The 21,084-nt window shown below is 71.5% G+C and carries 18 protein-coding genes; 11 read left to right on the plus strand and 7 right to left on the minus strand.

Features of this window, described 5'->3' with window-relative positions; all coding sequences use genetic code 11:
* Window positions 1-20: 20 nt before the first annotated feature.
* The gene (locus tag K3769_RS35420; RefSeq protein WP_267030312.1) at window positions 21-683 is read right to left on the minus strand and encodes a class F sortase; all 663 of its coding nucleotides are present in this window, start codon (window positions 681-683) and stop codon (window positions 21-23) included.
* Between the two features lie 333 nt (window positions 684-1,016).
* Here K3769_RS35420 and K3769_RS35425 point away from each other — a divergent pair, with 333 nt between their 5' ends.
* Window positions 1,017-1,505 (plus strand): hypothetical protein, encoded by a 489-nt coding sequence (locus K3769_RS35425; protein WP_267030313.1) that lies wholly within the window; start codon window positions 1,017-1,019, stop codon window positions 1,503-1,505.
* A gap of 108 nt (window positions 1,506-1,613) precedes the next feature.
* Here the strand turns inward: K3769_RS35425 and K3769_RS35430 are convergent, their stop codons facing one another.
* From K3769_RS35430 to K3769_RS35440, 3 genes are all read right to left on the minus strand, one after another.
* Window positions 1,614-2,147, minus strand: coding sequence for a hypothetical protein (locus K3769_RS35430; protein WP_267030314.1), 534 nt, complete (start codon window positions 2,145-2,147; stop codon window positions 1,614-1,616).
* 248 nt (window positions 2,148-2,395) lie between these two features.
* Entirely contained in the window at window positions 2,396-3,160 is a 765-nt protein-coding gene (locus K3769_RS35435) for a bestrophin-like domain (RefSeq protein ID WP_267030315.1), read from the minus strand.
* Between the two features lie 31 nt (window positions 3,161-3,191).
* Window positions 3,192-3,320, minus strand: coding sequence for a hypothetical protein (locus K3769_RS35440; RefSeq protein WP_267030316.1), 129 nt, complete (start codon window positions 3,318-3,320; stop codon window positions 3,192-3,194).
* A 738-nt stretch (window positions 3,321-4,058) separates the two neighbouring features.
* Here K3769_RS35440 and K3769_RS35445 point away from each other — a divergent pair.
* The 3 genes from K3769_RS35445 to K3769_RS35455 all read left to right on the plus strand — a co-directional run bounded on the left by K3769_RS35445 (window position 4,059) and on the right by K3769_RS35455 (window position 8,284).
* Window positions 4,059-5,036 carry an SCO0930 family lipoprotein gene (locus K3769_RS35445; RefSeq protein WP_267030317.1) on the plus strand — a complete coding sequence of 326 codons (978 nt, stop codon included), beginning with the start codon at window positions 4,059-4,061 and terminating at the stop codon, window positions 5,034-5,036.
* Window positions 5,037-5,339: 303 nt separating this feature from the next.
* Complete coding sequence (locus tag K3769_RS35450) at window positions 5,340-6,152, plus strand: SAM-dependent methyltransferase (protein ID WP_267030318.1); 813 nt, start codon at window positions 5,340-5,342, stop codon at window positions 6,150-6,152.
* Window positions 6,149-8,284 (plus strand): putative bifunctional diguanylate cyclase/phosphodiesterase, encoded by a 2,136-nt coding sequence (locus K3769_RS35455; protein WP_267030319.1) that lies wholly within the window; start codon window positions 6,149-6,151, stop codon window positions 8,282-8,284. Before K3769_RS35450 ends, K3769_RS35455 begins: the two co-directional genes overlap by 4 nt.
* 398 nt (window positions 8,285-8,682) lie before the next feature.
* Here K3769_RS35455 and K3769_RS35460 read toward each other — a convergent pair whose 3' ends face one another.
* Window positions 8,683-9,567 carry a LysR family transcriptional regulator gene (locus K3769_RS35460; RefSeq protein WP_267030320.1) on the minus strand — a complete coding sequence of 295 codons (885 nt, stop codon included), beginning with the start codon at window positions 9,565-9,567 and terminating at the stop codon, window positions 8,683-8,685.
* Window positions 9,568-9,661: 94 nt separating this feature from the next.
* Between K3769_RS35460 and K3769_RS35465 the strand changes: the two genes are divergently transcribed.
* The 6 genes from K3769_RS35465 to K3769_RS35490 all read left to right on the plus strand — a co-directional run bounded on the left by K3769_RS35465 (window position 9,662) and on the right by K3769_RS35490 (window position 16,565).
* Entirely contained in the window at window positions 9,662-10,369 is a 708-nt protein-coding gene (locus K3769_RS35465; RefSeq protein WP_267030321.1) for a succinate dehydrogenase, read from the plus strand.
* 1 nt (window position 10,370) lies between these two features.
* Window positions 10,371-12,359, plus strand: a complete 1,989-nt coding sequence (locus K3769_RS35470; RefSeq protein ID WP_267030322.1) for a fumarate reductase/succinate dehydrogenase flavoprotein subunit — start codon at window positions 10,371-10,373, stop codon at window positions 12,357-12,359.
* Window positions 12,356-13,105 carry a succinate dehydrogenase/fumarate reductase iron-sulfur subunit gene (locus K3769_RS35475; RefSeq protein ID WP_267030323.1) on the plus strand — a complete coding sequence of 250 codons (750 nt, stop codon included), beginning with the start codon at window positions 12,356-12,358 and terminating at the stop codon, window positions 13,103-13,105. Before K3769_RS35470 ends, K3769_RS35475 begins: the two co-directional genes overlap by 4 nt.
* Window positions 13,106-13,281: 176 nt before the next feature.
* Window positions 13,282-14,052 carry a GNAT family N-acetyltransferase gene (locus K3769_RS35480; protein WP_267030324.1) on the plus strand — a complete coding sequence of 257 codons (771 nt, stop codon included), beginning with the start codon at window positions 13,282-13,284 and terminating at the stop codon, window positions 14,050-14,052.
* A gap of 86 nt (window positions 14,053-14,138) precedes the next feature.
* The gene (locus tag K3769_RS35485) at window positions 14,139-15,011 is read left to right on the plus strand and encodes a lysophospholipid acyltransferase family protein (protein WP_267031681.1); all 873 of its coding nucleotides are present in this window, start codon (window positions 14,139-14,141) and stop codon (window positions 15,009-15,011) included.
* A 33-nt stretch (window positions 15,012-15,044) separates the two neighbouring features.
* Complete coding sequence (locus tag K3769_RS35490; RefSeq protein ID WP_267030325.1) at window positions 15,045-16,565, plus strand: acyl-CoA synthetase; 1,521 nt, start codon at window positions 15,045-15,047, stop codon at window positions 16,563-16,565.
* On the opposite strand, the gene K3769_RS35495 is transcribed toward K3769_RS35490, so the two are convergent.
* Entirely contained in the window at window positions 16,553-18,931 is a 2,379-nt protein-coding gene (locus K3769_RS35495) for an excinuclease ABC subunit UvrA (protein WP_267030326.1), read from the minus strand. The genes K3769_RS35490 and K3769_RS35495 overlap by 13 nt on opposite strands.
* 57 nt (window positions 18,932-18,988) lie before the next feature.
* A complete protein-coding gene (locus K3769_RS35500; protein ID WP_267030327.1) occupies window positions 18,989-20,005 on the minus strand; it encodes an LLM class flavin-dependent oxidoreductase in 1,017 nt (338 codons plus the stop codon).
* 188 nt (window positions 20,006-20,193) lie between these two features.
* Here K3769_RS35500 and K3769_RS35505 point away from each other — a divergent pair, with 188 nt between their 5' ends.
* Window positions 20,194-21,081 carry a sugar phosphate isomerase/epimerase family protein gene (locus K3769_RS35505; protein WP_267030328.1) on the plus strand — a complete coding sequence of 296 codons (888 nt, stop codon included), beginning with the start codon at window positions 20,194-20,196 and terminating at the stop codon, window positions 21,079-21,081.
* Window positions 21,082-21,084 lie beyond the last annotated feature (3 nt).

A 21,084-nucleotide genomic window follows, 5' to 3' on the forward strand; every position in this document is an offset into this window, starting at 1 on the left:
CCCACCCGGCCGGGCGGCGGTCAGCGGACCTCGACCAGGCGGGCGAACGCGACGACGTTCCCGTCGTAGCCGTTCTGCTTGGAGAAACCGCCTCCGCAGGTGATGACACGCAATTCCGGATTACCGGTGTTCCCGTAGACGCGGTCGCCGGGGAAATTGTTCTTCTCGAAGACCTCGATACCGTAGATCTCGAATACGGCGGTCTTTCCGTCCCTGCGCCTGACCTCCACGCGGTTTCCCTTTTTCAGCGCCCCGAGACCGTAGAAGACGGCGGGCCCCTGCCGGTTGTCGACATGGCCCACGACGACGGCCGTGCCCTTCTCGCCGGGGGAGACCGCACCCGAGAACCACCCCGCGAGGTTCGGGTCCTCCGGCGGTGGCGCGTCCACCCAGCCGTCCATGTCGAGACCCACCGGCACCGTGGGGGCGTCGACCTGGATCGCCGGAATCCTGACGCGGTCCGCCACGGAGAACGGCAGCGGAGCCGGGGTGCCCGGCCGCGACCTGGCCGTACCGGCACTGTCCGCGGCGGCGGCCGTCGCGGGCTGCGGCGGCCCCACGTCGAACTCTCCCGAGCCATTGCGAATCAGGGCGAGGCCGGTCAGCAGAACAAGCGCTATGACACCCCAGGGAGCGCGCTTCCTCGGGCGCTCCTCCTCTTCGGCCAGTTCGGACACGGACATTCGCAAACCCCTCTCGACGCGGCCGTCGCCCACGTCCGTAGCGCATACCAGAACGCTAGACGCAGCCCGCGAACGGGGCGACGGGAGAAAGGCGAACGGGTGGTGGACAGGACCGCCGTGCGCCATCCGAGTCGCGGTCGCGAGGAAATTTCTGACGGTCCGTGACCTGCGGCAATATCCAATTGTGTTCCTTTTCCGCGGCGTGTCCTCTCACCAGGACGGACCATTCCCGAAATGCGGCCCTGTGCACGACAACTGAGTGTCTGTCTGGGAGGCGTTCTCTCGCCGATCGACCCGGGGACGTTCCCCGGGGCGCCTTCCGCGGAGGAACACATGCTCAGCACACGTGCCCTGGCGGTCTCTGCGACAGCGGTCGCCGCCCTCGGACTCACCGCCACCCAGGCCGTCGCCTGGGACAGCTCCAGCAATATCGTCGCCATGCCCAGCGCCATCGCCCGGGGCGGACAACTGACCGTGACCGTCGACGGGTGCCCGCAGGGCGGGACCATGACGTCCAGGGCCTTCTCGCAGGCCGATCTCTCGCCGATCAGGAACCACAGCGAGACGTCGAAGGGAACGGCGACCGTCAACAGCTCGGCGACCCCGGGCGCGTACGACATCAGGGTCCACTGCGAGGGCAAGCCCGCGCTGACGAAGTCCGCCGCGTTCACCGTCATCGGCGGTGTCCGCGGTGGTCTCGGCGGCAGCAGCTCCGACGGCGCCACACCGACCGACATGGCGATCGGCGGCACGCTGGTCGGCCTCGCGCTCGTCGGCGGCGGGGTCTTCTGGATGCGCCGCCGCGCCGAGAGCAGGATCTGAACCGCGGCCCCCACCGGCCGGACTCCTCCCCTCGGAGACCGGCACGCACATGAACGGCCCTTCGCCCCGGACCCGCAGAGGTTCCGGGGCGAAGGGCCGTCCGGTGCGTCAGCCGTCCTGTTCGGCGGTGCGCCGGCGCGACCAGTGGTACGCCGCGCCGACCGAGCCGGCGATGAGCGCGGCCCCGATGCCGATCTGGCCGAGGTCGAAGCCGCCCGCGGTGCCGCCGACGCCCGCCTTGACGCCCCGGTGGGCGGGGGGATGCGTCGGGTCGTCCGGGCGTCCGCCCGCGATGGTGAGGTCCGTGTGGCCGGATTCGTGCCCGCACTGGAACGTCACCTCGTACACCGCGCCCGGCTTGGCGTCCCAGTCGACGGTGGCCGAGGCACGGGACTGGCCCTTGTGGATCGACACCGTGTCGAAGACGCCGGAACTGACCTTCGCCTCCTTCTCGCAGCCGTCGACCGACAGCGACACCCGGCCGCCCGCGGCGATCGTCGACGGCGAGACGTCGAAGCCGAACGAGGTGATGTTGCGGTCCGGCTCATGGTCCCCGTCGCCCTCGGCGACGGCGACGGGCATGGCGAGGGTCAGTGCGGTCATGCCCAGCAGTGCGGCCGAGGCGACGCGTATCGCGCGCATGGTGAGTCCTCCGGGTCCCGAGGAGCAGCCCGCGGACCGTTTCCGCTGCGCCGTACATGCACCTCGATGACCGAAACGCTAGGAAGGTGCGGGCGCGGGCGCGATCGCAGTCGCGCGAATGGGGCAATCGTGTGGGCCGAACCGGGGAACCCGTACCCGCACCGGGGGGACGGACACGGCGTGGCGCCCGCCCCGGCGCGGGGACGGGCGCCCGGTGCGGGTCTCTCAGTCGCGGCCGTCGCGCGAGGTCACTTCCCGGCGCCCGGGAAGTGCGCGAGGAACGGGTCGGCGGTCGCCGTGATCCCGCGGCTGTAGGGCGCGTCGAAGTCCCAGATCAGGAAGAGCAGGAAGGCGATCAGCGAGGCGAACAGGCCCGCCAGGATCACCTCGCGCGGCGTACGGCGGATCTGCAGGGCGAAGATCAGCCCGACCGTCACCACGGCCCCGGTGATCAGCCCGAACCACACGACGCCCGGCATGGTCGGCGCCGTCGAATCGGCGCGGGCGGTGCGCGCGGTGTCCGCCGCGGTCACCTGGTCGAGCAGCGGCTGGTAGGCCTGGGCCTCGAAGTCCGTCCTCGGCTCGTAGTCGGTGACGTCCTGGCGGACCCGGTTCAGCAGTTCGGTCCCCCGCCCGGTGACGTGGCCGTGCTCGGACATGGTCTTCCACTCGGTGGTGACGACGTGATCGACATAGGCGTCGACGTCCGCGCGGATGCGGTCGCGGACGTCCGGCGGATAGACGCGCACCCGCTCGTTGATCTCGTGCAGTGCCTGCGCCTCCGTCTGTACGTGGTCCTCGGCGACGCCCCGCGCCTCCCAGACCCCGGCGATGGCGAGGCCGAGCACGATGGCGTACACCACGCCGATCATCATCGTCATGTACTCGATGACGTCCGGGGTGTCGGACGGATCGTCGTCCTCGGAAACGGTGCGGTGCCGTACGAAGGTGACGACGAGGACGACGACGGCCGCGGCGGCCATCGCGAGGGCGAGAACAAGCCATTCCGACAAGGATTCCTCCAGGGGTCAGTGCGGTCGCGGGTCAGCGCGGGCGCAGCGCGGCGGCGGCGAGCACGGCGGGCGCGGTGATGAGCAGGGTGAGTGACACCAGGGACGGGCCGCCGCGCGGCGGGGCCTTGCGCGCCCTGACGCGGTACGGCGGATAGCTCACCGGGGTCGCCGAGGGGCCGGGCCGCGCGCTGGGGGGCGGTGTCGGGCGTGGCGACGGAGGCGCCGGGCGTGGCGTGGCGGGGGCCGGCCGGGACGGCACGGGAGCGGGCGGTACGACGACCGGTGCGGCGGGCGCGGGTCGCGGCGGGGGCGGGGCCGGGGATTTCGGCGGTGGTGTCGGGGCGGGCGTCGGCTTCGGCGGCGGTTTCGGCGGGGGAGGGGGTTTCGGCGGCGGGCTGGGCGCAGGGGTCGTCGGACACGGGGTCGAGGGCGGGGGCGGCGGGGGTGGCGTCGGGGTCGGGCAGGTGCCCGCGACCGACACCGCCGAGGTCCGCCGGGGCCCGAGGAGGCGTACGCGCAGGCGTCGGCGGTCGCGGGGGCCGGTGCGCCGCCCGCGACCCACGTCAGGGTGAGCAGCGCCACCAGCCGTATGCCGAGAACGAGTCGTAGCGGCCGCTTGGTTCTTTTTGGTCCAGGCACGATCGCGATCATCGGCCCCCGTGGACCCGTATATGCGGTACTGGCGCCCTAATTGCCTCGAAGGAGGGACAAAGGGGCCTCGGACCGTTTCCGAATGGCACCGGAGACGTTCCGGGACCCGTGTGGCACCCGACTCCCGGGCGTTATCAGAAAGAAATGTGCGCCCACTTTGAACACTCACCGCACCCCCGCCCGTACCTAGGGCCATACGCGGTGCTGAGCAGTGCCGCAACACCTATGCAAACAGCGGGAGTTACCAATGAAGACCTCCTGGCGGAGCGCCTCACTCGTAGCGTCAGCTGCGGCAGTGCTGGTGCTGACGACGGCGTGCGGTCAGGAAAAGGCGGACGATTCCACCGGCAGCCAGAACGTGGGCGCGGCGCCCGCGGCGGGCGGCTACGGTTCGGCGGGAGCGTCGGCGACCGAGACGGGCGCCGCCGCCGCGGACGGGCAGGGCGCCGTCGCCCAGAGCGCCGGTCAGCTTGCCGTTTCGGACACCGACAAGCTCGGCGAGGTGGTCACGGACAGCGCGGGCATGACGCTGTACCGCTTCGACAAGGACACGGCGGAGCCGCCGAAGTCGACCTGTGAGGGCGACTGCGCCACGGCCTGGCCCCCGGTCCCGTCCTCGGGTGCCGCGGCCCCGGTGGGTATCGACAAGGCTCTGCTGGGCGAGGTCACCCGTCCCGACGGTACGAAGCAGCTGACCATCGACGGCTGGCCGCAGTACCGGTTCGCGAAGGACACCAAGGCCGGTGACGTCAAGGGCCAGGGTGTGGGCGGCACCTGGTACGCCTCGGCCCCCACGGGCAAGAAGGCGTCCGCCGGCGGCGGGGGCGGCACGGCGGAGGCCGCCGACCTGCCCGGTCTGTCGACGCGTAACGACCCGGAGCTCGGCGAGGTCGTCATCGACAAGAACGGTATGACGGTCTACCGGTTCGAGAAGGACGTCCCGTGGCCGATGAAGTCGAACTGCATCGGCGCCTGCCTGGAGAAGTGGCCGGTCGTCGAGCCCGTGGACGCGGCCGACACCAAGGGCATCGACAACAAGAACGACGGCAAGCGCGGCTACGTCATCAACAACCGTCCGGACGGGCTCAAGCAGCAGAGCATCGACTGCTGGCCGCTCTACACCTTCGCGGGTGACAAGAAGCCCGGCGACACCAACGGACAGGGCGTCGGCGGCACCTGGTACGCCATCTCCCCCGAGGGCAAGCCGCTCGGCAAGCCGAAGTAGCCGCACCGCGGTCGTCGCGGCGGTGGGAATCGCGCCGACGGGAATCGCGTCACACGGGCAGCATCACCGTTTCGCTCCCTCCGTACCGAACGGAGGGAGCGAAACGGTTTTTTCACATCCGAACGCGCGGGTCCGCCGATCTCTTTGGAATGCTTCGGGGTGATTTCACTGGGCCTTCCCTTCGGCACGTGCCCGAGGCAGTGGCCTTGAACGGACGGTCAATTTCCGTTTCCACTCGCTCCATTGGCGGACGATCAGTAGCCTCAGCTCGAACACCGGATCGTCTACGCCTTGGAGACATAGATGGACCGTCCCGCCTGGGCCCCGCGCGGCATCGACATCTCGGTGCCCAGTGTGAGCCGCATCTACGACTACTACCTGGGCGGATCGCACAACTTCGAGGTCGACAGGGAAGCCGCGCGCAGGGCCATGGAGTTCATGCCGGGACTGCCCAAGGTCATGCAGGCGAACCGGGCGTTCCTGCGCCGCGCGGTGCGTTTCGCGGCCGCCGGGGGTATCGACCAGTTCCTGGACATCGGCTCCGGCATCCCCACCTTCGGCAACGTCCACGAGGTGGCCCAGAGCGCCCGTCCCGGCGCCCGCGTCGTCTACGTCGACCACGATCCGGTGGCCGTCGCGCACAGCGAGGCCGTCCTGGCCGGAAACGAGGACGCGGACGTCATCACCGCCGACCTCCGCAAGCCCCGCGAGATCCTGGCGAGTCCGCGTCTGCGGCGCCTGATAGATCTGAATCGGCCAGTCGCGCTCCTTCTCGTTGCCATACTGCACTTCGTGGAGGACGAGGACGACCCGTACGATGCCGTGGCCGAGCTGAGGGACGCCCTCGCGCCCGGCAGCCTGCTCGTCGTCACGCACGCCTCCTACGAGGGAATCCCGCTCCCCCCGGAGCGGGCCGGGGGCGCCGTCGACGTCTACAGGGACATCCGAAACCCGCTGATCATGCGCTCGCGCGAGGACATCGCGCGGTTCTTCGAGGGGTACGACATGGTGGAACCCGGACTGGTGCCGATGCCGAACTGGCGGCCCGACCCGGCGTCCGAGGACGAGGATCCATATTCCTACTCGGGTTTCGCGGGCGTGGGGCGCACGGCGTGACCGCGGAGCCGGACGGGCCGGAGGACAGACTGCGCAGGTTCGCGACGATCTGGAGCCGGGCCGTCTTCCCGGTGACCGCCACGTCGCTGACCCGCCCGGAGTTCGAGCAGCGTCTCGTGCCGCTCGCCAGGCGGCTCAGCGAGGCGCTGCGGGCCAGGACGTTCGAGGCGGCCGAGGGACAGGCCGTCGGAGCGGCCCTCATCGGGGCGCACTGCACGGAGCCCGAAGCGCTCAGCGCCACCCTCGACTGCGTCGACGCCTATCTGGTCCTCTACTGCGGCGGGGACGGCGCGCAGGACGCCCTGCGCGCCCGCTCCGCGCGACTGCAGCACGCCATGGCGGCCGGATTCGCGCGGGCGCTGCGCGAGCGGACGCTGGCCGAGCAGGAGACCATCGCACGCGCCGCCCTCCAGGCCCAGGGCATCGTCGCGGACGCGCTGCACGCGACCGAGGCGCGCTTCCGCGCGGTCTTCGAGGGCGCGGCCATAGGCATCGGCGTCGCGGACCTCGACGGCAACATCCTGCAGGTGAACAACGCCCTGCTGCGGATGTTCGGCGGGACCGAGCAGCTGATGCGCGGACGCAACGTCATGGAGTGGACCCACCCCGAGGACGGTGCCCAGGTCTGGCGGCTCTACGAGGAGCTGGTGCGCGGCGACCGCGAGCACTACCACGTCGAGAAGGCCTTCTACCGGCCCGACGGAACGGTCCTGTGGACCAACCTCACCGTCTCGCTGCTGCGTGACGCGGACGGCCGGCCGCAGTACCAGCTCGCCCTCATGGAGGACACCACCGAGCGCAGGCTGCTCAACCTCCGGCTGCGGTACGAGGCCACGCACGACGCGCTCACCGGGCTGCCCAACCGCACGCTGTTCTTCGAACGGCTCGACAAGGCCCTCGCGGCGGGCGACGGCCAGCGCTTCGGGCTCTGCTACCTCGACCTCGACGGCTTCAAGACCATCAACGACAGCCTCGGGCACGCGGCGGGCGACCGGCTGCTCGTCGAGGTCGCCGACCGGCTGCAGTCCTGCGCGACCGCGCCCGGCGAGATGGTGGCCCGGCTCGGCGGCGACGAGTTCGTGGCGCTGACCACCGGGCCCGACACCGAGAGCGAGGTCGACGCGCTCGCCGACCGCATCATGAACGCGCTGATCACGCCGGTGCGCATCGACGGCCGTGAACTCACCGTGCGCGGCAGCATCGGCATCGTCGAGGGGCCGGCGGGGGAGCGCGGCCCGGCGGAGGTGCTGCGCAGCGCGGACATCACGATGTACCGGGCCAAGTCGGCGGGCGGCAACCGCTACGAGCTGGCCGACGCGGAGGCGGACGCCCGCGCGATCACCCGGCACGGGCTCACCACGGCGCTGCCGGCGGCGCTGGACCGGGGCGAGTTCTTCATCGAGTACCAGCCGCTCGTGCATCTCGGGGACGGCAGTGTGCACGGGGCCGAGGCGCTGGTGCGGTGGCTGCATCCGCAGCACGGCGTGCTCGGGCCCGACCGGTTCATCCCGCTCGCCGAGCACACCGGGCTGATCGTGCCGCTGGGCCGGTGGGTCCTGGAGCAGTCGGTGCGGCAGGCGCGGGAGTGGCAGGAACGTCACTCCGGCGCCGGGCCGCTGCGGATCAACGTCAATCTGTCGCCGTGCCAGCTGACCCATCCGGGGCTCGTCTCCGACACGGTGGACATCCTGGAGCGGGTCGGTCTCGAACCGGACTCGCTGTGCCTGGAGGTCACCGAGTCCGCGCTGATCGGGGCGGACGACGACTTGCTGAAGCCGTTGCGGCGGCTGGCCGAGATGGGTGTCGACATCGCGCTCGACGACTTCGGTACGGGGTACTCGAACCTGGCCAATCTGCGGCGGCTGCCGGTGAGCATCCTGAAGCTCGACCGGTCCTTCACGCAGGGCATGCAGCAGTTCCCCGCCGACCCGGTCGACCTCAAGATCGTCGAGGGGATCGTGTCGCTGGCCCACAGCCTGGACCTCGCGGTCACGGTGGAGGGGGTGGAGACGGGGGCGCAGGCGGAGCAGTTGCGGCTGCTCGGCTGTGACACGGCACAGGGCTGGTACTACGCCCGCCCCGGCCCACCGGACCGCCTCCACGACCTGGCCCTGATCGACGCCACAGGCTGACCACGGCCCCCCGCCTGTTGCGCAGTTCCCCGCGCCCCTGGGGGGGGAAGGGGCAGGCCGATTGGAACGTGCGGGCACGTCGTGGCTGAGCGCGCAGTTCCCCGCGCCCCTGGGTGGTGATGGTGACGGGCTGTCGGCAGGTGCGGGTGCGCTGTGGTGGGCCGCGCAGTTCCCCGCGCCCCTGAAGGGGCGCCCCTTCAGGGGCGCGGGGAACGGCGCACTCAGCCACAGCACGCCCGACTTGACAGCGCGGGGCACCCTTTCCCACCCAGGGGCGCGGGGAACTGCGCGCTCAGCCGTGGTGCGGCTGCACCTTTGAAACGTGCCTCCACCTGCTCGGGGGCGCGGGGAACGGCGCAATGCGGTGCGCGCGCCCCCGCCGAATCCCCGTTCACCGTTCACCGTTCCAGCAGCATCCGCTGCAGTTCTCGTGCCGCCCGCGGCGGCGCCACGTCACTGCGGTGGGCCAGCGCGATCGTCCGGGCCAGCCCGGGCCGCGCCAGCGGCGTCACCCGCAACCCCGCCCCCGACCGCACCGCCACCATCCGCGGCACCACGGCCACCCCCAGCCCCGCCCGCACAAACCCCAGCACCGCGTCCATCTCCCCGCCCTCCACCGCGAAATCCGGGTCGAACCCCGCGGAGCGGCACGCGGCGACGGTCAGCTCCCGCAGGTCGTACCCGTGCCGGAACATCACCAGCCGTTCCCCCTCCAGGTCGGGGACCCCGACGGCCCGCCGCCCGCCCCCCGGCGCCGGCGCGTCGGGCGAGGACACCACCACCAGGTCCTCCCGCAACACCTCCACCGTGGTCAGCGCCGGTGAGGGGGTGGGGAGAGGGAGGACGACGAGGGCCAGGTCCAGCGCCCCGCGCGCCAGCTCCCGTACGAGGTCGTGCGAGCCCCCCTCCTCGATCAGCAGCCTGATCCCGGGATAGCGGTCGTGGAAGGCGCGCAGCACGTCCGGCAGCAGCCCCGTGCACAGACTCGGCGTCGCCCCCAGCCGCACCCGCCCGCTGCGCAGCTGCGCCAGCTCCTGCACCTCGTGCCGAGCAGTCTCCGCGTCCGCCAGGATGCGCCGGGCCAGCGGCAGCAGCGCCTCCCCGGCGTCCGTGAGCGTGATGTTCCCCCGCGCCCGCAGGAAGAGATCGGCCCCCAACTCCCGCTCCAGCGCCTTGATCTGCTGGGAGAGCGACGGCTGGGCCACATGCACCACGTCGGCGGCCCGGGTGAAGTGCCGGGTCTCGGCGACGGCCACGAAGTACTGGAGCTGCTGGAACTGCATGCCCCCATCGTACGTCCACGATAGGCGCAGTCTATGGAAACGAGCCGGACCATGTCTTGGACCGATCGATCACCCCGGCCGTAACGTCGATCACATGGCTCTGGCAACGCGGACGGAACGAAAACCGTCCATGACGCGCACCATGTGGGACTCGTCCGTCGGCAAGAAGACCGTGATGGCCGTCAGCGGCCTGATCATGCTGGGGTACCTGGCCGTCCACATGCTCGGCAACCTCAAGATCTTCTTCGGGGAGGGCGAGTTCGACCACTACGCCCACTGGCTGCGCACCCTCGGCGAGCCCTTCCTGCACTACGAGTGGGCCCTGTGGATCGTCCGCGTCGTCCTGGTCGTCGCCGTCGTCGCGCACGCCGTGTCCGCGTACCAGCTCAGCCGCCGCGACATCCGCGCGCGCCCCACCAAGTACGCGCACAAGAAGCCCCGGGCCAGTTACGCCACCCGCACCATGCGCTGGGGCGGGATCATCCTCGGCCTGTTCATCGTCTGGCACATCCTGGACCTGACCACCGGCACCGTGCACGCGAACGGCTTCCAGCACGGACACCCGTACCAGAACGTGATCGACACCTTCTCCACCTGGTACGGCAACGTCATCTACATCGTCGCCGTCCTCGCGCTCGGCCTGCACGTCCGGCACGGCTTCTGGAGCGCCGCACAGACCCTGGGCGTGGGCAGCCGTACCCGCGACCGAGCCTTCAAGACCATCGCCGACGTGCTCGCCGTGGTGCTCACGGCGGGCTTCGTCGCCGTACCCGTGGGCGTGATGACCGGAGTGGTGAGCTGACATGACCCCTGAAGCCGACATGAACTCCGGATCCGCCGCGTACCGGACGTTCGCCGAGTACACGACCGGGGACCCCGTCGTCGACACCAAGGCGCCGAAAGGGCCGGTGAACCAGCGCTGGGACACCCGCCGCTTCGAGGCCAAGCTGGTGAACCCCGCCAACCGCCGCAAGCACACCGTGATCGTCGTCGGTACCGGGCTCGCCGGCGGCGCGGCCGGCGCCACGCTCGCCGAACAGGGCTACCACGTCGTGCAGTTCTGCTACCAGGACTCGCCGCGCCGGGCCCACTCGATCGCCGCGCAGGGCGGGATCAACGCCGCGAAGAACTACCGCAACGACGGCGACTCGGTGCACCGGCTGTTCTACGACACCGTCAAGGGCGGTGACTTCCGCGCCCGGGAGTCGAACGTGCACCGCCTCGCGCAGATCTCGGTGGAGATCATCGACCAGTGCGTCGCCCAGGGCGTGCCGTTCGCGCGGGAGTACGGCGGACTGCTGGACACCCGGTCGTTCGGCGGGGTGCAGGTGTCCCGGACGTTCTACGCCCGCGGGCAGACGGGACAGCAGCTGCTCCTCGGCGCCTACCAGGCCCTCAGCAGGCAGATCGCGGCCGGGAACGTCGAGATGCACCCGCGCACCGAGATGCTCGACGTCATCGTGGTCGACGGCCGGGCCCGCGGCATCGTGGCCCGCGATCTGATCACCGGCAGCATCGACACGTACTACGCGGACGCCGTCGTCCTCGCCACCGGCGGCTACGGCAACGTCTTCTACCTGTCGACCAACGCCATGAACTCCAACGCCACCGCGATCTGGCGGGCCCACCGCCGCGGCGCGTACTTCGCCAACCCGTGCTTCACGCAGATCCATCCCACCTGCATCCCGCGCACCGGTGACCATCAGTCGAAGCTGACCCTGATGAGCGAGTCGCTGCGCAACGACGGGCGCATCTGGGTGCCGAAGGCCAAGGGTGACGACCGCCCGGCCAACGAGATTCCCGAGCACGAGCGCGACTACTACCTGGAGCGCATCTACCCGGCGTTCGGCAACCTCGTACCGCGCGACATCGCCTCGCGGGCCGCCAAGAACGTGTGCGACGAGGGCCGCGGGGTCGGTCCCGGCGGGCAGGGCGTCTACCTCGACTTCGCCGACGCCATCGCGCGGATGGGGCGCAAGGCCGTGGAGGCCAGGTACGGCAACCTCTTCGACATGTACGCCCGGATCACCGCCGAGGATCCGTACAGCGTGCCGATGCGGATCTATCCGGCCGTGCACTACACGATGGGCGGCCTGTGGGTCGACTACGACCTGCAGACCACCGTGCCCGGGCTGTTCGCCGTCGGCGAGGCCAACTTCTCCGACCACGGGGCGAACCGGCTGGGCGCGTCCGCGCTGATGCAAGGGCTCGCCGACGGCTACTTCGTCCTCCCGTCGACCATCAACGACTATCTCGCCCGCAACCCGCACCATGAGGCGGTCGACGACGAACACCCGGTCGTGCAGGAGGTGCTGGCCGACACCGAGGACCGGCTGCGGCTGCTGCTGGCCGTGGACGGGGACCGCACCCCCGACTCCTTCCACCGTGAACTGGGCGAGCTGATGTGGGAGTTCTGCGGCATGGCGCGCACCGAGACGGGGCTGCGCAAGGCGCTTGAGCGCATCCCGCAGATCCGGGAGGAGTTCTGGCGGCGGATCAAGGTGCCGGGCCGCGGCGAGGAGTTCAACCAGTCCCTGGAGAAGGCCAACCGGATCGTCGACTACCTGGAGCTGGCCGAGCTGATGTGCCTGGACGCGCTGCACCGCGAGGAGTCCTGCGGCGGGCACTTCCGGGAGGAGTCCCAGACCCCCGACGGCGAGGCGGCCCGCCGCGACGAGGAGTTCTCCTACGCCGCCGCCTGGGAGTTCACAAGTGCGGGCTCTGCCCCGGTCCTGCACAAGGAAGACCTCGTCTTCGAGTACGTCCACCCCACCCAGCGGAGCTACGCATGAAGCTCACCCTGCGCGTCTGGCGGCAGCGGAACGCCGACGCCGACGGAGCGATGTCCACCTACCAGGTCGACGGCATCTCGGCCGACATGTCCTTCCTGGAGATGCTCGACACCCTCAATGAGGAGCTCATCCTCGCCGGCGAGGATCCCGTCGCCTTCGACCACGACTGCCGCGAGGGCATCTGCGGCGCCTGCTCGCTCGTCATCAACGGTGACGCGCACGGACCCGAGCGCACCACCACCTGCCAGCTGCACATGCGGTCCTTCCACGACGGGGACACGATCGACATCGAGCCGTGGCGCGCCTCCGCGTTCCCGGTCGTCAAGGACCTCGTGGTCGACCGGTCCGCGTTCGACCGGATCATCCAGGCCGGCGGGTACGTGACCGCGCCGACCGGTGCCGCGCCGGAGGCGCACGCCACACCGGTACCCAAGCCGGACGCCGACTTCGCGTTCGAGCACGCCGAGTGCATCGGGTGCGGGGCGTGTGTGGCGGCCTGCCCGAACGGCGCCGCGATGCTGTTCACCTCGGCGAAGGTGAACCATCTGAACGTGCTGCCGCAGGGCGCTCCCGAGCGGGAGACACGGGTGCTGGACATGGTCGCGCAGATGGACCAGGAGGGGTTCGGGGGGTGCACGCTCGCGGGGGAGTGCGCGACGGCCTGCCCCAAGGGAATCCCGCTGTTCTCCATCACCGGGATGAACAAGGAGTGGCTGCGGGCCAGTAGGAAGGCCCCCAGGCGGTAGGGGCCGCCAAGGGGGACAGGGGGCGGCGCCCCTGGCATTCAGCAAGCTCACACTCGGGCTCTCTCCGCGGGTTACTCGGCGGTCAGCCGGTGTCGGAAGAACAGGAGCGCACGGACCCGCACACCCGGGTCCGCCGCGCCGCTCCGCCGCATCCGGCCTGTGACCAGGAGAGAGCCATGACCGGCGTTTCCACGCTCGACAGCCCCCCGCCGCCGACGGCACCCGCCCGCTACACCGTCACCCTCGCCCGCGACGAGTCCGACGTCCGGGACGCACAGCGACTGCGCCACGACGTCTTCGCAGGCGAGCTGGGCGCCCTGCTCACCACCCCGCAGCCGGGGCTCGACATCGACGCCTTCGACGTGTACTGCGACCACCTGCTCGTACGCGACACCACGACCGGCCAGGCCGTCGGAACCTACCGGCTGCTGCCGCCGGAGCGTGCCGCGGTCGCCGGACGGCTCTACTCGGAGAGCGAGTTCGACCTCGGCCCCCTGGCCGCGATCCGCCCCGGTCTGGTCGAGGTCGGCCGCTCCTGCGTCCACCCCGACCACCGCGACGGCGCCGTCATCGGCCTGATCTGGGCCGGGATCGCCCGTTACATGGTCGACGGCGGCCACGAGTGGCTGGCGGGCTGCTGCTCCCTCCCGCTCGCCGACGGCGGGGCCCTCGCGGCGGGCACCTGGGACCGGGTGCGGGGCAAGCACCTCGCGCCCGAGGAGTACCGCGTACGGCCGCTGCGGCCCTGGAACCCCGAGGGCGTCGCCCGGGCGGGCCGCGCCGAACTGCCCCCACTCCTGCGCGGCTATCTGCGCCTGGGCGCCTGGGTCTGCGCGGAGCCGGCCCACGACCCGGACTTCGGCGTCGCCGACCTGTACGTGCTGCTGTCGATGCGCCGGGTCGACCCGCGCTATCTGCGGCACTTCCTCTCCCTCGTGCCCGCGTGAGCGCTTACGGCCCCGCCACCCTCCGCCCGGTCGGCGGGGTACGTGGGGGCGCCGCTCCCGCCGACGGCGCTCCGGCGAGCGCCTGGCTGCCCAGTGCCCCCTGTACGCCGGGGGCCTGTGTGGAGTCCGGGCGGGTGGTCGGGGGCGGGCCGCGTGCCGTGCTGCGGGTGGTGTCGCTGCTCGTCGTCGTGGCCACCGGAATCGCGCTGATCCCGGTCGTCGCGCGGGTTCCCGCCGGCCCCCGCGACCGGCTCATCAGATGGTGGTGCCGGACGATCGTGCGCGCCGCGGGCGTGCGGCTGCGCACCACCGGCGCCGCCCCGCCCACCGGCGGCCTGCTACTGGTGGCCAACCACATCTCCTGGCTCGACATCCCGCTGCTCGCGGCCGTCCGGCCCGCCCGGATGCTCGCCAAGGCGGAGATCCGGCGGTGGCCCCTGGCCGGGGCGCTCACCGCGAGCAGCGGCGCGCTGTTCATCGAGCGCGACCGACTGCGCGCGCTGCCCGAGATGGTCGGGAGCATCGCGCGGTCCCTGCGCGACGGCGGAGCGGTGGCGGTCTTCCCCGAGGGGAGCACCTGGTGCGGCCGGGCGCGGGGCAGCTTCCGCCGGGCCGTCTTCCAGGCCGCCCTCGACGCGGACGCCGCCGTCCAGCCGGTGCGCCTGCGGTACCGGCGCGACGGGGGCGCGCTGAGCACCGCACCCGCGTTCGTGGGCAGTGACTCGCTGCTCACCTCGGTGTGGCGGGTCGTGTCGGCCCGCCACCTCGTGGCCGAGGTGCGGGTCGGGCCGGTGCTCCCGCCGGGCTCCGCCCCCGACCGGCGGGCACTGGCCCGGGCCGCCGAAACGGCCACCACCCACCTGGCCGCCGGCCACCCGGCCCCCACCCGCTCCATCCCTGCCGTGCATCCGCACACCCGCGCCGCTCGACCGAACACGGAAGCGCACGCACACCTCTGACGGACCGTCACCACTCCGGGGTACCGTCCCCGCATGTACCCCGGAGCGTACGACCCCGCCAGGACGGCCGTCGTCACCGCCGAGGGCGGCCGTGCCCTCACCTACGGCCAACTGGAGGAGCGCTCCCTGCGGCTCGCCGACCATCTGCGGTCCGCCGGGCTGCGCGCGGGCGACCATCTGGCACTCCTCGCCGACAACGACCCGCGCGTCCTGGAGGTCTACTGGGCCGCGCTCCGCTCCGGCCTCTACCTGACCGTGGTCAACCACCACCTGACCGCCGACGAGGCCGCCTACATCGTCCGCGACTGCGGGGCGAGGGCGCTCATCGTCTCGGCGCCGCTCACCGAACTCGGCCGCCTTGTCCGGGAGTCGGCCCCGGACACGGCACTGCATCTGAACTTCGACGACGGCTCGTACGAGCGTGCCCTCGCCGACGCCTCACCCGAACCCCCGGCCCACCAGCCCCGGGGCGTCGACATGCTCTACTCCTCCGGCACCACAGGCCTGCCCAAGGGCATCGCGCCGACGCTCCCCGAGGGGGACGTCCGCGAGGAGACGAGCATGTACCAACTGCTCTTCCAGCCCATGTACGGCTTCGGCGAGGACACCGTCTACCTCTGCCCGGCCCCGCTGTACCACGCGGCGCCCCTGCGTTTCAGCTTCGTGGTGACCGCGACGGGCGGCACGGTCGTCCTCATGAACTCCCTCGACTCCTTCGACCCGCGCCGCGCGTTGGCGGCGATCGAGCACCACCGGGTCACGCACAGCCAGTGGGTGCCCACCATGTTCGTACGGATGCTGAAGCTGCCGGACGAGGTGCGCGGCGCGTACGACGTGTCGTCGATGCGGGTCGCCGTCCACGCCGCCGCGCCCTGCCCCGTCGAGGTCAAACGCCGGATGATGGACTGGTGGGGGCCCGTCCTGTACGAGTACTACTCCGCGACCGAGGCCAACGGGATCACCTTCGTCGGCCCCGAGGAGTGGCTGCGCAAGCCCGGCACCGTGGGCCGCGGCGGCTTCCTGGGCGAACTGCGGATCTGCGACGACGACGGCAAGGTACTGCCCGCCGGCGAGACGGGGACCGTGTACTTCGAGCGCGACGAACTCCCCTTCCGCTACCACAACGACGAGGCCCGCACCCGCCAGGCACAGCATCCCGACCACCCCAACTGGACGACCACGGGGGACATCGGGCACGTCGACGAGGACGGCTGTCTCTTCCTGACCGACCGCAGGGCGTTCACCATCATCTCCGGCGGCGTGAACATCTACCCGCAGGAGATCGAGGACTGCCTCACCCTCCACCCCCAGGTCGCCGACGTGGCGGTCATCGGCGTACCGGACCCGGAGATGGGCGAGGCGGTCAAGGCCGTCGTCCAGCCCGCCCCCGACGCGACCCCCGGCCCGCGCCTCGCCCGCGAACTGCTCGACTTCGTCCGCGACCGCATCGCCCACTACAAGGCGCCCCGCAGCGTGGACTTCACGGACGCGTTGCCGCGTACCCCCACCGGCAAACTGGCCAAGTCCAGGCTGCGCGAGGCCTACTGGGACTGAGCGCCAAGCCCGTCGGGGGCTGTGCCGCCGCGGGGCAGCGCACGCGCGAGGTAGGCGGCCGTGGCGCCCCCCGTGGCCCGCGCGACCTCCGCCGGAGGTCCCGCCGCCACGATCCGTCCGCCCGCCTCGCCGCCGCCGGGGCCGAGGTCGATCACCCAGTCGGCGCCCGCCACGACCGCCATGTCGTGCTCCACGACCACGACGCTGTGACCGCCGTCGACCAGGCCGTGCAACTGCCGCATCAGCACCTCGACATCGGCGGGGTGCAGACCGGTCGTCGGCTCGTCGAGGAGGTAGAGCGTATGACCCCGGCGTACGCGCTGGAGCTCGCTCGCCAGTTTGATGCGCTGCGCCTCGCCGCCGGACAGCTCGGTCGCGGGCTGGCCGAGCCGCAGATAGCCGAGGCCGACGTCGAGGAGCGTGGCGAGGCTGCGGGCCACGGCCGGGGTATCCGCGAAGAAGCCGGCGGCTGCCTCGACCGTCAGGTCAAGGACCTGCGCGATGTTCCTCTCCCGGTACGTCACTTCGAGCGTCTCGGGGTTGTAGCGGGCCCCGCCGCAGTCCGGGCACGGGGCGTAGGTGCTCGGCAGGAAGAGCAGCTCGACGCTGACGAACCCCTCGCCCTGGCAGGTCTCGCAGCGCCCGCCCGGGACGTTGAACGAGAACCGGCCGACCCCGTACCCGCGATCGGCGGCCTCCGCCGTCCCGGCGAAGACCTTGCGCACGACGTCGAAGAGACCGGTGTACGTGGCCAGGTTCGAGCGGGGCGTACGGCCGATGGGCTTCTGGTCGACGCTCACCAGCCGCCCCACGCCCGGCAGTTCCCCGGTGATCTCCCCGACGAGCGTGGACTTGCCCGACCCGGAGACACCGGTGACCGCCGTGAGGACGCCGAGCGGGAACTCGGCGGTCGTGCCGCGCAGGTTGTGGCGGTTCACCGGACCGACCTTCAACCAGCGCCGTGCGGACCGGACGTCGCGTACCGGGGCGGGGGAGCGGTCGAAGAGGAACCGGGCCGTGGCGGATCCGGCGACGCGCTCAAGATCTGCCACCGGTCCGCTGTGCAGCACCAGTCCGCCGTGCTCGCCCGCCTTCGGACCCACGTCGACGAGCCAGTCGGCGCCGCGCACGACGTCGAGGCTGTGCTCCACGACGAACACCGAGTTGCCGGCGGCCTTCAGCCGGGCCAGGACCGTGAGCAGGGCCTCGGTGTCCGCCGGGTGCAGTCCGGCGGACGGTTCGTCCAGGACGTACACCACTCCGAAGAGGCCGGAGCGCAACTGCGTGGCCAGGCGCAGCCGTTGCAGCTCGCCCGCCGACAGGGTCGGGGTGGCACGGGCGAGGCTGAGATAGCCGAGGCCCAGTTCGGTGACGGGGGAGATACGGGCGAGCAGGTCCTGCGTGAGGACGCGCGCGGTCTCCGAACCGCCGTGGCCCGCGAGGGAGTCGGCCAGTTCGACGAGCGGCAGCGCGGCCAGTTCCGCGATGGTCCGGCCCGCGAAGGTCACCGCGAGCGCCTCGGGCCGCAGCCGGCTGCCGCCGCACAGCGGACAGGGCGCCGCGGCGAGGAACCGCTCCGCCTTGGCCCGCAGCGTCTGGCTCCTGGAGTCCGAGAACGTCTTCAGGACATAGCGTCGTGCGCTCATGTACGTGCCCTGGTAAGGGCGTTGGATGCGCCCGGCGTCCCGTACCGGATGGACCGTCACGACCGGCTGCTCGTCCGTGAAGAGGATCCACTCGCGCTGCTCGGCGGGCAGGTCGCGCCACGGCCGGTCGACGTCGTAGCCCAGCGCGTCGAGGACGTCGCGGAGGTTCTTGCCCTGCCAGGCGCCCGGCCACGCGGCGATCGCGCCCTCGCGGATCGACAGCGCCGGATCGGGGACCAGCAGCTCCTCGGTCGTACGGTGCACCTGCCCGAGCCCGTGGCACTCGGGGCAGGCCCCGGCGGCGGTGTTCGGCGAGAAGGAGTCCGAGTCGAGCCGTTCGGCACCCGGCGGATAGTGGCCCGCGCGGGAGAACAGCATCCGCAGCGAGTTCGAGAGGTTGGTGACCGTACCCACCGACGAGCGTGAGGTGGGCGTCGACCGCCGCTGCTGGAGCGACACCGCGGGCGGCAGTCCACTGATGTCGCCGACCTTCGGCGCCCCCACCTGATGGATCAGCCGCCGCGCGTACGGGGCCACCGACTCGAAGTACCGCCGCTGGGCCTCCGCGTAGATCGTCCCGAAGGCGAGCGACGACTTCCCGGACCCGGACACCCCCGTGAACACCACCAGCACGTCCCGCGGAATGTCGACGTCGACGCCCCGCAGATTGTGCTCACGGGCACCCCGCACACGGACGTACGGGTCGTGAGGGCTGTGCATGGGGTGACTCCTACGGAAGGAACGGAAGGAAGGGTGTGCCGGGGGCCAGTGGACCACTCACCCGGGCCCGAGCCCCGCAACCCGCGCCAGCCGCCGGAACGAGTCCACCAGCCCCTCCCGGTCGTACGTACTGGTCGTGACCAGCACCTCGTCCGCCGAGGTCTCCTTGATCATCGTCGCCAGCTCATGGGCGACCTGCTCCTCGGTGCCGGCGAGCTGACCGGCGAGACCGGCCTCGTAGAAGCCCCGCTCCTTCTCCGTCATCGTCGGCGTCAGCGACTCGACCCGTTCGGCGGACGGCAGCGGCGGGAACGTACCGTGGGTGCGCGAGTACGCCATCGACCAGGCCTCCGGCAGCAGCAGGCGCCGCGCCTCCTCCGGGGTCCGGGCGACCGCGACCGTGCCGGAGATGACGACGTACGGCTCCGACGCCCACACGGAGGGCCGGAACGTCTCGCGGTAGTGGTCGATGCCCCGGCGCATCTTCTCGCGGTTCCTGAGGTCGCCGATCACCATGGGCAGCCCGGCCCGGGCGGCGATCGTCGCGCCCTCGCCCATGGCCAGCACGAACGGCGGCACGGTCAGGCCCTCGGCCGGGCGTGCGCGCACCCCGGTCGGGGACGTGCCGCGGAACCAGCCCAGCAGCTCGTCGAGCTGCCGGGCGAAGTCGTCCGCCACGTCCTTGTCCCGGCCCAGGGCCCTGCGCACGCCGTCCGTGAACCCCACGGAACGGCCGAGTCCCATGTCGATGCGGCCGGGGAACAGGGACTCCAGGACGCCGAACTGTTCCGCCACCACCAGGGGCTGGTGGTTGGGCAGCATGACCCCGCCCGTGCCCACCCGGATCGAGTCGGTGGCGGCGGCGACCGCGGCGGCCAGGACCGTCGGCGCGGACCCTGCCACCCCCGGCACGCCGTGATGTTCCGAGACCCAGATCCGGTGGTAGCCGAGCCCTTCCAGCTCCCGCGCCAGCCGCACGGTGTCGCGCAGCGCCTCGGGGGCGCCGTGGCCCTCCCGGGTGCGCGAGCGGTCCAGGACGGAGAAGCGCGTCCGGTGATCCTGCTGGTGTGCCATGACTTCTCCGGTGGAAGGAATGCGGGCAGGGGCCGTGGCCCGTCCTCCGTTTCAACAGCCGTCCCGCCGATTTCTTCCGCGCGGGCCGGAACCGGCTCGGGAATGACGGGAAAAAGATGGACTTGAGGGGCACTGCTTGATGGACCCACCCCTTCATTTTTCCGCCGGGATGCACATAACGTTGCGCCATGGACACTCGAATCCCCCGGATCGCCGGTGCGCCCATCTCGTGGGGTGTGTGCGAAGTCCCCGACTGGGGCTACCAGTTGACACCCGAGCGCGTGCTCAAGGAGATGCGCGAGGTCGGTCTGGCCGCCACCGAGTTCGGACCCGAGGGCTTTCTGCCCGGCGAGCCGACGGCGATGGCGCAGGTCCTGGCCCACCACGACCTGCAGGCGGTCGGCGGCTTCACCCCGCTGCTGCTGCACGTACCCGGGCACGATCCGCTGCCCGAGGTCGACACGCTCCTGGAGAGCTATGCCGCGTCCGGGGCCGACGTCCTCGTCCTGTCGGCCGTCACGGGACAGGACGGGTACGACTCCAGGCCCCAGCTGGACGCCGACGGCTGGAAGCTGCTGCTGTCCAACCTGGACCGGCTGACCGCGCTGGCCGCCGAACGGGGCGTACAGGCGGTACTGCACCCGCACGTCGGCACGATGGTCGAGAACGGCGAGGAGGTCCAGCGGGTGCTGGAGCACTCCGCGATCTCGCTCTGCCTCGACACCGGCCACCTGCTCATCGGCGGTACGGACCCCGCCGAGCTGACCCGGCAGGCCCCCGAGCGGATCGCCCACACCCATATGAAGGACGTGGACGCCGCCCTCGCCGCCAAGGTCCGGTCGGGCCGCCTCAGCTACACGGACGCCGTCCGGGACGGCATGTACCGGCCACTGGGCGCCGGTGACGTGGACGTCCGGGCCATCGTGAGCCACCTCGGGGCCCGCGGCTACGACGGCTGGTACGTCCTGGAGCAGGACACCATCCTCACCGACGAGCCCGTCGGCAAGGGGCCCGTGGACGACGTGTGGAGCAGCGCGGAGTTCCTGCGTTCGGTGCTGCGCGACGCACCCCGCTGACGC

It is taken from the genome of Streptomyces ortus, from assembly GCF_026341275.1.
GTDB lineage: Bacteria > Actinomycetota > Actinomycetes > Streptomycetales > Streptomycetaceae > Streptomyces > Streptomyces ortus.